This window comes from Sphingopyxis sp. (assembly GCF_016463645.1).
In the GTDB taxonomy this organism is placed as follows: domain Bacteria; phylum Pseudomonadota; class Alphaproteobacteria; order Sphingomonadales; family Sphingomonadaceae; genus Sphingopyxis.
Genome location: NZ_JAEMQX010000108.1, coordinates 1 through 12,311 on the forward strand (window position 1 = coordinate 1; position 12,311 = coordinate 12,311).

Annotated in this window: 18 protein-coding genes and 1 pseudogene; 8 read left to right on the forward strand and 11 right to left on the reverse strand. The window is 66.3% G+C overall.

The window, feature by feature from the left end; translation table 11 throughout:
- Positions 1 to 41 precede the first annotated feature (41 nt).
- The 6 genes from wrbA (at position 42) to JHC57_RS17390 (ending at position 3,569) form a co-directional block, all read left to right on the forward strand.
- The gene (wrbA, locus tag JHC57_RS17365) at positions 42 to 644 is read left to right on the forward strand and encodes an NAD(P)H:quinone oxidoreductase (protein ID WP_294031570.1); all 603 of its coding nucleotides are present in this window, start codon (positions 42 to 44) and stop codon (positions 642 to 644) included.
- A 4-nt stretch (positions 645 to 648) separates the two neighbouring features.
- Positions 649 to 1,449: a class III extradiol ring-cleavage dioxygenase gene (locus tag JHC57_RS17370; RefSeq protein ID WP_294031572.1), complete on the forward strand. Its 801-nt coding sequence runs from the start codon at positions 649 to 651 to the stop codon at positions 1,447 to 1,449.
- 24 nt (positions 1,450 to 1,473) lie between these two features.
- Positions 1,474 to 2,157, forward strand: coding sequence for an RluA family pseudouridine synthase (locus JHC57_RS17375; RefSeq protein WP_294031573.1), 684 nt, complete (start codon positions 1,474 to 1,476; stop codon positions 2,155 to 2,157).
- On the forward strand, positions 2,150 to 2,551 hold the full coding sequence (arfB, locus tag JHC57_RS17380) for an alternative ribosome rescue aminoacyl-tRNA hydrolase ArfB (protein WP_294031575.1): 402 nt from the start codon (positions 2,150 to 2,152) through the stop codon (positions 2,549 to 2,551). The genes JHC57_RS17375 and arfB overlap by 8 nt, the downstream gene beginning before the upstream one ends.
- A 10-nt stretch (positions 2,552 to 2,561) precedes the next feature.
- A complete protein-coding gene (locus JHC57_RS17385) occupies positions 2,562 to 3,152 on the forward strand; it encodes an SOS response-associated peptidase family protein (RefSeq protein ID WP_294031577.1) in 591 nt (196 codons plus the stop codon).
- An 87-nt stretch (positions 3,153 to 3,239) separates the two neighbouring features.
- A complete protein-coding gene (locus tag JHC57_RS17390) occupies positions 3,240 to 3,569 on the forward strand; it encodes a PilZ domain-containing protein (protein WP_294031579.1) in 330 nt (109 codons plus the stop codon).
- Positions 3,570 to 3,578: 9 nt separating this feature from the next.
- Here the strand turns inward: JHC57_RS17390 and JHC57_RS17395 are convergent, their stop codons facing one another.
- Positions 3,579 to 4,004 (reverse strand): EVE domain-containing protein, encoded by a 426-nt coding sequence (locus JHC57_RS17395; protein ID WP_294031581.1) that lies wholly within the window; start codon positions 4,002 to 4,004, stop codon positions 3,579 to 3,581.
- A 133-nt stretch (positions 4,005 to 4,137) separates the two neighbouring features.
- Here JHC57_RS17395 and JHC57_RS17400 point away from each other — a divergent pair, with 133 nt between their 5' ends.
- Positions 4,138 to 5,067, forward strand: coding sequence for a 2-oxoglutarate and iron-dependent oxygenase domain-containing protein (locus JHC57_RS17400; protein ID WP_294031583.1), 930 nt, complete (start codon positions 4,138 to 4,140; stop codon positions 5,065 to 5,067).
- Positions 5,068 to 5,282: 215 nt separating this feature from the next.
- Positions 5,283 to 6,866 (forward strand): ABC-F family ATP-binding cassette domain-containing protein, encoded by a 1,584-nt coding sequence (locus JHC57_RS17405; RefSeq protein ID WP_294031599.1) that lies wholly within the window; start codon positions 5,283 to 5,285, stop codon positions 6,864 to 6,866.
- Here the strand turns inward: JHC57_RS17405 and map are convergent.
- The 10 genes and pseudogenes from map to JHC57_RS17455 form a co-directional block, all read right to left on the reverse strand.
- Positions 6,835 to 7,632, reverse strand: coding sequence for a type I methionyl aminopeptidase (map, locus tag JHC57_RS17410; protein ID WP_294031585.1), 798 nt, complete (start codon positions 7,630 to 7,632; stop codon positions 6,835 to 6,837). The genes JHC57_RS17405 and map overlap by 32 nt on opposite strands.
- A gap of 1 nt (position 7,633) precedes the next feature.
- Positions 7,634 to 7,840 carry a ParD-like family protein gene (locus JHC57_RS17415; RefSeq protein WP_294031586.1) on the reverse strand — a complete coding sequence of 69 codons (207 nt, stop codon included), beginning with the start codon at positions 7,838 to 7,840 and terminating at the stop codon, positions 7,634 to 7,636.
- 68 nt (positions 7,841 to 7,908) lie between these two features.
- Positions 7,909 to 8,106, reverse strand: coding sequence for a hypothetical protein (locus tag JHC57_RS17420; RefSeq protein ID WP_294031587.1), 198 nt, complete (start codon positions 8,104 to 8,106; stop codon positions 7,909 to 7,911).
- A gap of 60 nt (positions 8,107 to 8,166) precedes the next feature.
- Positions 8,167 to 8,514 (reverse strand): hypothetical protein, encoded by a 348-nt coding sequence (locus JHC57_RS17425; RefSeq protein WP_294031590.1) that lies wholly within the window; start codon positions 8,512 to 8,514, stop codon positions 8,167 to 8,169.
- Between the two features lies 1 nt (position 8,515).
- The gene (locus JHC57_RS17430; RefSeq protein ID WP_294031591.1) at positions 8,516 to 9,133 is read right to left on the reverse strand and encodes a DUF2238 domain-containing protein; all 618 of its coding nucleotides are present in this window, start codon (positions 9,131 to 9,133) and stop codon (positions 8,516 to 8,518) included.
- A complete protein-coding gene (locus tag JHC57_RS17435; protein ID WP_294031593.1) occupies positions 9,130 to 9,909 on the reverse strand; it encodes a dimethylarginine dimethylaminohydrolase family protein in 780 nt (259 codons plus the stop codon). Before JHC57_RS17435 ends, JHC57_RS17430 begins: the two co-directional genes overlap by 4 nt.
- 59 nt (positions 9,910 to 9,968) lie before the next feature.
- On the reverse strand, positions 9,969 to 10,994 hold the full coding sequence (locus tag JHC57_RS17440; RefSeq protein WP_294031594.1) for an aspartate-semialdehyde dehydrogenase: 1,026 nt from the start codon (positions 10,992 to 10,994) through the stop codon (positions 9,969 to 9,971).
- Positions 10,995 to 11,041: 47 nt separating this feature from the next.
- Positions 11,042 to 11,653, reverse strand: a complete 612-nt coding sequence (locus JHC57_RS17445; protein ID WP_294031596.1) for a DUF1287 domain-containing protein — start codon at positions 11,651 to 11,653, stop codon at positions 11,042 to 11,044.
- A gap of 98 nt (positions 11,654 to 11,751) precedes the next feature.
- Entirely contained in the window at positions 11,752 to 12,129 is a 378-nt protein-coding gene (gene rplS / locus JHC57_RS17450) for a 50S ribosomal protein L19 (protein ID WP_294031597.1), read from the reverse strand.
- Positions 12,130 to 12,134: 5 nt separating this feature from the next.
- Positions 12,135 to 12,311 (reverse strand): annotated as a pseudogene (locus tag JHC57_RS17455) (tRNA (guanosine(37)-N1)-methyltransferase TrmD); the annotation flags it as partial.

Below are 12,311 nucleotides of genomic sequence, written 5' to 3' on the forward strand. Positions count from 1 at the left end.
CGGCCCACCCCGATCAGGTTCAATCCACGAAAGGACAAATGATGGCTAAGGTACTGGTGCTCTATTATTCGAGCTATGGTCATATCGAGCGGATGGCCGACGCCGTCGCCGATGGCGCGCGCGCCGCGGGCGCCGAGGTCGATATCCGCCGCGTCGCGGAAACCGCTCCCGCAGCGGTGGTGCAGGCCGCGGGTTTCAAGACCGACACCGCACACCCGCTGCTCAGCGATCCGAACGAACTCGCCAGCTATGACGCGATCGTCGTCGGCACGCCGACGCGTTTCGGCCGCATGTCGAGCCAGATGGCAAGCTTCTGGGACACGGCGGGCGGCGTGTGGGCGCAGGGCAAGCTCAACGGCAAGGTCGGCGCGGCCTTCACCTCGACCGGATCGCAGCATGGCGGCCAGGAAACGACGCTGTTCTCGGTCCTCACCAACCTCCTCCACTTCGGCCTGACGATCGTCGGTCTCGACTATGGCTTTGCCGGTCAGATGGGCGTCGATGAAGTCAAGGGCGGCGCGCCCTATGGCGCAACGACGATCGCCGGTGCCGACGGCTCGCGCCAGCCCGGCGAGGACGATCTCTCCGGTGCCCGCTATCTCGGTGAGCGCGTCGCGCGCACCGCCGCGAAACTGGCGGCCTGAACCGATGCGCCGTCTCCCGAGCCTTTTCCTTTCGCACGGCTCGCCGATGATGGCGCTCGAGCCCAGCCCGGCGCGGAGCTTCCTCGCCGGGCTGGGCGACCAATTGCCGCGTCCGCGCGCGATCCTTGTCATATCGGCGCATCATGACGCGGCGTTCGAAGGCGGCCGCGCGACGGTAACCGCCTCGCCCGCCCCGCCGACGATCCACGATTTCGGCGGCTTCCCCGACGAACTCTTCGCGATGCGCTATCCCGCGCCGGGCGATCCGGCGCTGGCGAGCCGCGTGGTCGAGTTGCTTGCCAGCCATGGTCTTGCCGTCACCGCCGATTCCGAACGCGGGCTCGACCATGGCGCGTGGGTGCCGCTGTCGCTCATCTATCCCGACGCCGACATCCCGGTCGTCCAGCTCTCGATCGCCTCGAACACCCCGCCCGAATGGCATCATGCGCTCGGGCGGGCGCTCGCACCGCTGCGCGACGACGGCGTCCTCATCATCGGCTCGGGCAGCATCACGCACAATTTGCGCGCGCTCTTCTCGGCGCGCCTGCCGATCGACGCCCCCGCGCCGGCGTGGGTCACCGGTTTCACCGACTGGATCGCCGATCGCATGGCGGCCGGTGCAATCGACGACGTCCTCCACAGCGTCGAACGCGCGCCGCACGGGGCCGACAATCATCCGACGCCCGACCATATATTGCCGCTGTTCGTGGCGATGGGCGCAGGCGGGGCCTCGCTCAACGCCGAACGGCTGCACCACAGCGTGACCTATGGCCTGCTCGCGATGGACGTTTACGCTTTCGACTGAACGCCGGCCCGCCTATAGCGCGCCATGCTCCTTTCAGATCGTGTCCTCTTCCTCGATGGCGAGGCCCTTGTCATCGACAAGCCCGCGGGTCTGCCGGTCGACGCCCCGCGCGATGGCAGCCTCAGCCTTGAAAACCATCTCGACCTCCTGAAGTTCGGTTTCAAGCGCTGGCCGCTTCCCGTCCACCGGCTCGACCGCGACACCTCGGGCTGTCTGCTCCTCGCGCGCAACCCCAAGGCGCACGGCCGCTTCACGCGCGCCTTCGAGAGCCGCGAGGTCGAGAAGCAATATCTCGCGATCCTCGATGGCGTGCCCGACGGCGACGGAGGGACGATCGACCTGCCGCTTTCGAAGGTTTCGACCGCGGAAACCGGCTGGCGCATGGTCGGCGATCCCAAGGGCAAGCCCTCGATCTCGCATTGGGAAAAGCTCGCCGTCGTCGGCGACCGCGCGCTGCTGCGCTTCCGTCCCGAAACCGGCCGCACCCACCAGCTTCGCGTCCATGCGCTCGAAGGGCTCGGTTTCCCGCTCGTCGGCGACCCGGTCTACGGCCGCAGCGGCACCAAAACACGCACCTTGCTCCACGCCGAACGACTGGTGGTAAAACGTGACGTCAAGCCGTCGATAATTGCCGAGGCGCCGTTCCCCGACAGCTTCATCGCCCTGGGCTTCGCCGCGCCGGAGGGAGCGGAGCCGACGCGTGGCTGAGATCCCCGAAAGCGCGATCAGCGAGAAGTTTCTCGCAGGCACGGGGCCGGGCGGTCAGAACGTCAACAAGGTCGCGACCGCGTGCCAGCTCCGCGTCGATGTCTTCGCGCTGGGGCTCGCGCCCGACGCCTATCGGCGGCTCAAGACGCTCGCGGGTAGCAGAATGACCTCGGCGGGCGAACTCGTCATTCTCGCACGCAGCTTTCGGACGCAGGAGGCGAACCGCGCCGACGCGCGGGCGCGCCTGAACGAACTTGTCGACGCCGCGCTCGTCCGCCCCGAACGGCGGATCAAGACCAGACCGAGCAAGGCCGCGAAGGCGAAACGCGTCGACAGCAAGAAGGCGCGGAGCGCCGTCAAGGCCGGGCGCGGACGGGTGCGCGGGTCCGACTGACGGCCGCCCGATGACCAACCTCTATCGTCTCGACGCGCCCGCGGCCGCGATCGCCGCCACGTTCGGCGCCGAGGCGGGCCACGACCCATGGACCGGCGACTATGTCGCACCCGGCCGTCCGGCACCGGTGGTCGTCAGCGATGGTCGCGGCGGATCGCGGCGTTATCTCCGCCCCAGGCTCTGGGGTGTTCCGCCGCCACCGCAGGGCACCCGGCCGGTCACTCATGTGCGCAATCTGACAAGCCCCTTCTGGATCGGCACACTGCGTCACGCCGAACTGCGCTGCCTGATCCCCGCGACGGCCTTTGCCTGTTGGTCGGGATCCGAAGGCGCTCGGCACCAGCATTGGTTCTCGGTCCCCGAGCGGCCGATCTTCGCTTTCGCCGGTATTCTCCGTCAGGGCGAGGACTGGCCCTGTTTCGCGATGCTCACAACCGACGCGAACCGGCTGGTCGCGCACCATCAGCCAAAGGGCATGCCGGTGATCTTGCACGCGAAAGATCATGCAACCTGGCTGGCGGGCGAATGGCGCACCGCGGTGGCGCTCGCCGTGCCCTTTCCCGGCCAGTTGATGGCGGTCGGCGATCGACCGCCGGTATAGGCGAATTTTACCATATCGTTTTACTTCGGAATAACCAACGGCGCCCTAAATCGGGCGAATCGAAAAACAGCCACTGGGACCAGAGCAGTGTTGGGGAATCGGGCCATCGAAACCAAAAGGGCGCCCAAGGGCGGGCGCGGCGCCGAGCGAGCGCCTGTAACCGCGCGCGCGCGCTTTCGCGAGCCGGGGCTCAACCCCTTCGACGTCGAATTGTTCGACCTTTCGTCGACCGGTTTTCGCATGGTCACCTCGTTCCGGCCGCAGATCGGCAAGCATATCTGGGTGAACCTGCCCGGGCTGCAGCCTCTGGAAGCGATCGTGCGCCGCGCCGACGGCAACGATTACGGCTGCGAATTCGTCAATCCGCTCCATGTGTCGGTGGCGGAGCATCTGCAGACGAGGCTTCGCGGCCAATAAGCGGCGGGGTCAGTCCCCGGGCGTCTCCGATTTTTTCAGGATATGCTTCCACTCGTCGGGCGTCACGCGCCCGACGGAGAGGCGCGACTGGCGGATCAGATCCATGTCGGCGAGCTTCGGATCGGCCTTGATCGCGGCGAGCGTCACCGGATGCTTCAGCGCGTGCACCGGCGCGACGCGGACGATCACCCAGGGCGCGCCCTTTTCGGCGGTCGGATCGGGCGACGCCTCCTCGGTGATCTTCATGATCCCGACGCATTCCTTGCCGATATTGCTGTGATAGAAGAGCGCCTCGTCGCCGACCTTCATCGCCATAAGGTTCAGCTTCGCGGTGTGATTGCGCACCCCGTCCCACATCCCCGTGCCGTCGGTCACGAGCTGGTCCCACGCATAGGCGTCGGGTTCGGATTTCATCAGCCAATATTGCTTTGCCATGGCGGCGGCTTAGCCGAGCCGCGCACAGGGCGAAACCGCCTTTTTCCCTTTAATCGCGAGCGGGCAGCGCCTAAATCGCGACTCATGACGCGCCTCGAAGGGCGCCACCCCTTATCAGATGGACCTGTCCCGCATGACTGCTGCCGTACCCGTCATTTCCATGTCGCTCCCCGCCGACCAGTTCGCGAAGGATTTCGGAGCGTCGTTCGAACGCTTCGGCTTCGCGATGATCACCGACCACGGCATCGACCCCGACCTGATCGACGAAGCCTGGACGAAGGCGAAGGAATTTTTCGCGCTGCCCGAAGAGGTCAAGCGCGCCTATCATATTGCGGGCGGCGGTGGCGCGCGGGGCTATACGCCGTTCGGCACCGAGATCGCGAAGGGCGCGAAGGAAGTCGACCTCAAGGAATTCTGGCACGTCGGCCGCGACCTGCCCGCGGGCCATCGTCTCGCGGCGCAGCAGCCGAACAATGTCTGGCCCGCGGAGGTCGAGGGTTTCCGCACCGCCTATGACAAGCTGTTCGCCGAATTCGACCGCGTCGGCGGCCGCCTGCTGTCGGGCATCGCCCGCTACCTCGGCCTCGCGCCCGATTTCTTCGACGATACGGTGAAGGACGGCAACAGCGTGATGCGCCTGCTTCACTATCCGCCGGTCGAGGCGCCGGCAAAGGGCATCCGCGCCGAGGCGCATGAAGATATCAACACGATCACGCTGCTGCTCGGCGCCGAAGAGGCCGGGCTCGAAATCCTCGACAAGGACGGCAGCTGGCTTCCGGTCTCGCCGCCGCCGGGCGCGATGGCGGTCAATGTCGGCGACATGCTGCAGCGGCTGACCAACAATCGCCTGCCCTCGACGACGCATCGCGTCCGCAACCCCGACGAAGGGCGCGCGAGCGTTGCGCGTTATTCGATGCCCTTTTTTCTCCATTTCCGCTCGGACTATCCGATCGAGACGCTGGAAAATTGCGTCAGCGCGTCGCACCCTGACCTCTATCCGACACCGATCACCGCCGACGAATATCTGCAGGAGCGGCTGCGCGAAATCGGGCTGAAGAAATAACGGCAAAGGCGGTTCGGGGAGCGAGCGGATGCTGCCTCTCCGAGGCGGCGGGGAGAAGAACGGCAGCTTCCGTTTACCAGCTTTCGCGGCGCACCATGGTTGCGTGAACCCGCCGCACGCCCTACATCGACCATCCAACCAACCGGAGATTTTCGTCATGGATCGCGACCTGACCGCAACGCTGCCCCGCCTTGCCGCCAGGAAAGTCCATGTTCATGCCCTCCATCACAGTCTCCCATCTCGGCTGGTCCACGCCTGACGGGCGCGCCGTCCTTTCGGACCTCGACCTTGGTTTCCGGAGCGAACGCGCCGGCCTCGTCGGGCGAAACGGTGTCGGCAAATCGACGCTGCTGCGCCTGCTGACCGGCGAGCTTTCGCCCGCCTCCGGCAACATTGCGATCGACGGCAGCATCGCGATGCTGCGTCAGACGGTGCAGGTTGCGGCACATGAAAGCATCGCCGATCTGTTCGGCGCGCGTGCCGGCCTCGCGTTGCTGCGCAAGGCCGCAGCCGGCGAAGCGAGCGTCGAAGAGATCGGCGACGCCGACTGGACGCTCGAAGCGCGGATCGACGAGGCGCTGGCGGGCATCGGATTGCCCTTGCCCGCCGATACGCCGCTCGTCGAACTGTCGGGCGGCCAGCGCACGCGCGCCGCACTCGCGGGCGCGATGTTCGCCGCGCCCGATTTCCTGCTGCTCGACGAGCCCACCAACAATCTCGACCGCGAAGGGCGGGCAGCGGTGCGCGATTTGCTCGCGGGCTGGCGCGGCGGCGCGATCGTCGTCAGCCACGACCGCGAGTTGCTCGAGGAAATGGATGCGATCGTCGAACTCACCGGCCTCGGCGCTACGCGCTACGGCGGCGGATGGAGCGCCTATCGTGCCCGCAAGGAGATCGAGCAGGCCGCAGTCGAGGCCGAGCTCGCCGGCGCAGAAAAACGCATCGAGGCGGCGCAGCGGCAGGCGCAGACGGCAACCGAGAAGCAGGATCGTCGCGATTCGCGCGGGCGGGCGAAGGCAGCGCGCGGCGACATGCCGAAAATTCTCATCGGCGGGCTGAAACGCCGCGCCGAGGAAACGCGCGCCGCGGGGAGCCGCCTTGCCGAACGGCAGCGCGACGCAGCCGAAGAGCGGTTCGCCGCCGCGCGCGCGAAGATCGAGATCGTCGATCCGCTATCGGTCGGCCTGCCCTCGACCGGCCTTCCGGCATCGCGCACCGTGCTCGCGCTCGACGACGTCACTACGGGCTATGCGAGAGGCCGTCCGGTGATCCGTAACCTGTCGCTCACCCTCACGGGGCCCGAGCGCGTCGCCGTCACCGGCCCCAATGGCTCGGGCAAGTCGACCTTGCTCGCGCTGGTTACCGGCACGCTCGCACCCTGGTCGGGACAGGTGCGCGTCGGCGTGCCTTTCGCGCTCTTCGACCAGCGCGTCGGCCTGCTCGATCCATCGCTGTCGATCGCCGACAATTTCCTGCGGCGCAACCCGGAGACGACGAACAACGAGTGCCGCGCCGCGCTCGCACGCTTCCGCTTTCGCGCGGACGCCGCCGACCGTATCGTCGGCACGCTGAGCGGCGGCCAGACGCTCCGCGCCGGCCTCGCTTGCGTTCTCGGCGCGCCCCAGCCGCCGCAGCTCCTGATCCTCGACGAGCCCGGCAATCATCTCGACATCGAATCGCTCACCGCGGTCGAAACCGGGATCGCCGCCTATGATGGCGCGCTGCTCGTCGTCAGCCACGATACGGCGTTTCTGGACGCCGTCGGGATCACGCGGACGGTCGAGCTGGGCGCGCGATAGCCAGCGCCAGCTTTTCGCCGGGACGCAGCGTCAACACCTCGACGCCGGTCGCCGTGACGGCAACGGTATGCTCGAATTGCGCCGAAAGCTTGCCATCATCGGTCACCACGGTCCAGCCGTCGGCCTCGGTCGACACCTTGCGCGTGCCCTGATTGATCATCGGCTCGATCGTGAAGGTCATGCCCTCGCGGAGCCTGAGGCCCGCTCCCCTCCGCCCGAAATTGAGGATGTTGGGCTCTTCGTGCATTTCGCGGCCGATGCCGTGGCCGCAATAGTCGCGCACAACCGAATAGCCGTTCTTCTTCGCATGACGTTCGATCGCGAAGCCGATGTCACCGAGGTGCGCGCCGGGGCGCACTTCGGCGATGCCCTTCCACATCGCTTCTTCCGCCACCCGCACGAGCCGTCGCGTCGCCGGGGGCACCTCGCCGACGATATAGGTCTTGCTCGAATCGGCGATGAAGCCATTCTTTTCGAGGGTGATGTCGAGGTTGATGATGTCGCCGCCCCGGATCACCGCATCGACGTCGGGGACGCCGTGGCAAACGACATGATTGACCGAACAGTTGAGCACATATCCATAACCATATTGCCCCTTGCTCGCCGGGCGCGCGCCGAGGTCGACGGTGATGAAGCGGTCGACGAGATCGTTGACCTCCATCGTCGTCCTGCCCGCGAGGTCGAGCGTGTCGAGCATTTCGAACACCGACGCGAGCAATTTGCCCGAAACGCGCATCAGCGCGATTTCGTCGGGGGTCTTGACCATGTCAGACGGCGGCGAGGTCGGGAAGGCGCACCTCGGCGGCGGCGAACTGCATCCGCACGATTTCGCCCAAGGTCAGCGTCGGATTGGCCTCGGCCAGCATGCCGATCTTCATCCAGTATTCGGCCTGCGCATTGATCGAACGGCACATCACCGCGCTGGCGCGGCGCACCTCTTCGTGCAACCCGTCGTCAATCTTCACGATGCCCATCGCTGTCCTCTTCGACCTTGGTATATGCGAATTATATATGATTCGTATACACCAAGGTCAAGCTGGCTTCAGCGGAAGAAGCAGTTCACCCCCGCGAACAGCGCGTCGATCGTTGCCGCTTCGCCGGGAGCGGCGAACATGCCGCCGATGAGGTTGTCGCCGGTCCCGATGCTGAACTCCTCGCCCAGCGTGCTGTCCTCGACATCGACGATCGTCACCGACGCTTTCGCCCTGGCGCGCGTCGTGCCCACCGCGATTCCGCTCATCGTCGAATAGGTCGCGGCGCCGGGTTCGTTGCCGAGGAACCAGCCGACGAACCTGCCGTCCTAGAAATTGAGCGTCATCGCGTCGTAGCGGGTGAATTCCATCGGACCCGCGCCGCATTCCTCGTTGGTGTTGCGGTCGTCCTCCTTTCCCGCGACATTGGCGAGCGCGGTCTCCGCCTGCGCACGCGGGACGCCGAAGGCGAGCAGGCTGGTCTTGCCGCTGGCCTTGTCGACGAAGCGCAGCCCTTCGCCGTCGAGACCGACCGCAGTGGTCGCGGCGTCCGGGCCGTCGTTCTTCGCTTCGGGAACCGGCGGCGCGACGGGATCGGCATCCGCGGGCGCCTTGTCGGCGGCGGGTTTGCACGCGGCGAGCAAGCCGATGATCGCGAGGGTCGTGAACTTGCGCATGCTACCTCCTGTCGCGACGCGGGGCCGCCAGCACCAGTATCGCACCGAGCGCCGCGAGCGCCATATCCTTTTGCGCATCCCAGATATCGCCCTGTTGCCCGTTGTAGCGGTCGGCGGTCTCGCCCGCGGCGACGATGGTGAGCAGCCATTCGAAGATTTCGTAGAGGCAGGATATCGCCAGGACCCAGGCAAGCACGGTCAAGGTCGCGCCGCGTGGGCCGAGCCCGCCCCGGCGCCGGGCAATTTCGGCAACGGGGACGACCGACAAGGCGCCGAAAGCGAAATGGACGAGCCGGTCGTAATGATTGCGCGTCCAGCCGAAGGCTTCCGAAAGGCTCGCGCCCGTCAGCGCGCGTGTCCAGTCATCGTAGGGCACATTGCTGTATGCGTAGCGCCCGCCGAGGGTGTGCAGCGCCATGAACGCCACGATGCACGCGAGCGACGCGGTCGAGAGCGGCCAGTGGCGGAGCAGCCAGGGCGATGCAACGAGCAGCAGCATGGTCGGGATGTGCTGGAGCAGCGCGACGTCGGGATAGGGCTGATCGATCTGCGCGACGAGCAGCAGCGCGACGAGCAGGCCGAGCAGGCGGCGCTGCGCGGGCGGGATCGCGGCGATCACCAGCGCAGCGACATGCAACTGAGCCCCGCATCGATATGCGCGATCTGGTCGGTCGGGAGCGGGCGGAACTCGAGGCCGCGTGCGGCGAGCAAGGCGTGGGTCGCGGTCCAGCGGTCGCCGACGAGGATGGTATCGCGGATACGCAGGATGTTCGCGGCCGCTTCCTCGCCCGGCGGGGTCGTCACGACCTCCAGCCCCGCGAACTGCGGACAATCGGCGAGCGCGGGCACGGCGAGGATCGTCCCCGCGTCGATCAGCCCGCAGCCGGTCTTGAAGTGGAGCACGCCCGGCGGGGTTTCGGCGATTTCGGCGCGGTAGCCGAGCTGGCCGAGCAAGCCCGCGAGTTCTTCGGCACCGTTGCGGTCGGTGCGCGCGGAAAGGCCGATGATCACCCGGTCGGCGAGGCGCAATATGTCGCCGCCGTCGGCGTATCCCGGGCCGGTCATTTCGAGAAGGCGGCTGTGATGCGCGGCGAGGGCACCGCGGATATGCGCGACCTCGCCCGCGCGGCTCGGCGCGCCGGGACGGAGCAGGATCGCGCCCCCGGGAAAGGTCAGCGCGACGTCCTCGGTGAAGAGCGCGTCGGGAAAGTCGTCCAGCGGATCGAGGGCTTCGACCGCGAGCCCCAGGTCGCGTAGCGTCGCGACATAGGCTTCATGCTCGGCGAGGAGGCCGTAGAAGTCGGGATCGGGCCCGCCATCGGCGCGGATGCCCTTGACCGCCGAGCGGGCGGGGGTGCGGCACAGGGCGTGGGTGAAAGCATAGGGGCTGGTCATCCCCCATCCCTACCCGTTCGCATCCCGAAGTCGAGATGCGAACGGGGAGAGGTTCGGGCTCAGCCCTTCTTGAGGTGGCGGCGGCCGAGCAGTTCGGCGATCTGCACCGCGTTCAGCGCTGCGCCCTTGCGGAGGTTGTCGCTGACGCACCAGAGGTTGAGACCGTTTTCGACCGTCGGGTCCTCGCGGACACGCGACACGAAGGTCGCGAAGTCGCCGACCGCTTCGACGGGGGTGATATAGCCGCCGTCCTCGCGCTTGTCGTGGAGCACGACGCCCGGCGCCTCGCGCAGGATGCGCTGCGCGTCCTCGGCCGACAGCTCATCCTCCATCTCGATGTTGATCGCCTCCGAATGGCCGACGAAGACGGGAACGCGGACGCAGGTCGCGGTGACCTTGATCTTCGGATCGAGGATCTTCTTGGTCTCGACAACCATCTTCCACTCTTCCTTGGTCGAGCCGTCGTCGAGGAATTTGTCGATGTGCGGGATGACGTTGAAGGCGATCTGCTTGGTGAACTTGCTGATGTCCTTCTCGTCGCCGACGAAGATCTGGCGCGTCTGGTTCCACAGCTCGTCCATGCCCGCCTTCCCCGCGCCCGACACCGACTGATAGGTCGAGACGACGACGCGCTTGATCTTCGCGGCGTCGTGGAGCGGCTTCAGCGCGACCACCATCTGCGCCGTCGAGCAATTGGGGTTCGCGATGATGTTGCGCGCCGTATAGCCGTCGATCGCCTCCGGGTTCACCTCGGGCACGATCAGCGGCACGTCGGGGTCCATGCGGTAGAGCGACGAGTTGTCGATCACGACGCAGCCGGCCGCAGCCGCCTTGGGCGCGTGGATCGCGGTCGCGTCGCTGCCGATCGCGAAAATCGCCATGTCCCAGCCCGACCAGTCGAAATTCTCGATATTCTGGCACTTCACGGTTTTGCCGGTATCGCCGATTTCGATCTCGTCGCCCTGGCTGCGCGACGATGCGACCGCCGCCAGTTCGTCGTAAGGAAATTCGCGCTCGGCGAGAATGGCGAGCACTTCGCGCCCGACATTGCCCGTGGCCCCGGCGACAACGATACGATAACCCATTTACTCACTCCTCAAGGCAAGAACCCGGTTGAAAACGTAACTTGAACTCAGACCTTCCAGCGGAAGTGGCCGGTCAGCTTGTGCTTAAACAGCGCATCCTCCTCGCGGGTGCCGCCGCCGATATTGTGGAGGACGAGCGGCACGCCGGTCGTATCCCTGCGGTCGGACACGATGCCGGTGTGCGGCAGACGGCCCCCGACTATCTGGGTGAAGATATCGCCCGGTCGCCAGTCGGCGGGATCGTCGGTGACGGGGAGCGAGGCTCCCTGCCGCCGCCAGTAGGTGGCGAGATTGGGCACGCGGCGGTGGTCGATGTTGCGATCGGGGCGACCGAGGCCCCAGTTTTTCGGGTAGGCTCCGAAATTGGCGCGCATGTCGGCGTTTACAAGGGCCTGCAGATCGGCGCCGAGCGCATCGCGGAAGGCGCGGATCACGACATCGGTGCACACGCCCTTGGCGCGGTCGACGTCGCCGTTCGGGAAACGGAGGACCGTGTAGGCCGGATCATAGCGCAGTGTCACCCCGACCTGCCGCCGCGCCGCGGTCACCAGCCGCTGCGCATTGGTGAGCGCCATCGCCTCGCCCGACACGCCGAATGCGAGCACCGCGCCGATGAAGGCGCGCCGCGTCGGCTGGAAGGGGAGGACGGACTGCTGCATCAAATTCGCTTTGCCCAAAAGAAAACGACCGGCTCTGCCTGTTGGCGGAACCGGTCGTTTTTGAAAGCTGTTTCGGCTTTGGGTGAGAGAAGCTCTCCTTAGCCTTCGCCGGCTTCCGACCGGTATTCGCGGCGCTCCGCAATACGTGCCGATTTACCAGTGCGCCCGCGCAGATAGTAAAGTTTCGCACGACGGACAGCGCCCTTGCGGACGACGGTAATGCTGTCGATGTTGGGCGAGTAGAGCGGGAAGACGCGCTCGACACCTTCGCCGAACGACATCTTGCGCACGGTGAAGTTGGAGCCCATGCCCTTGTTCGAGCGTGCGATGCACACGCCTTCGAAATTCTGGACGCGGGTGCGTTCGCCTTCGACCACCTTCACGCCGATCTTCAGCGTGTCGCCGGGGCGGAATTCGGGGATCGTCTTGCCGGCCTTGGCAATTTCTTCGGCTTCGATCGTCTGGATGAGGTTCATGTCCTCTAGTCCTTTTCTTTTCGCCGCGCGCCAGAGGCAGGTCGGTCCCGAGCATCGACATGACGCTCCCAAAGGTCCGGCCTGCGTAACCGTGTATGATCTTGTGCCTGTTGTTTCCGCCAGGCGGCGATCTTCGCATGATCCCCCGATCGCAGCACTTCGGGGATCGTGCGCCCTTCCCA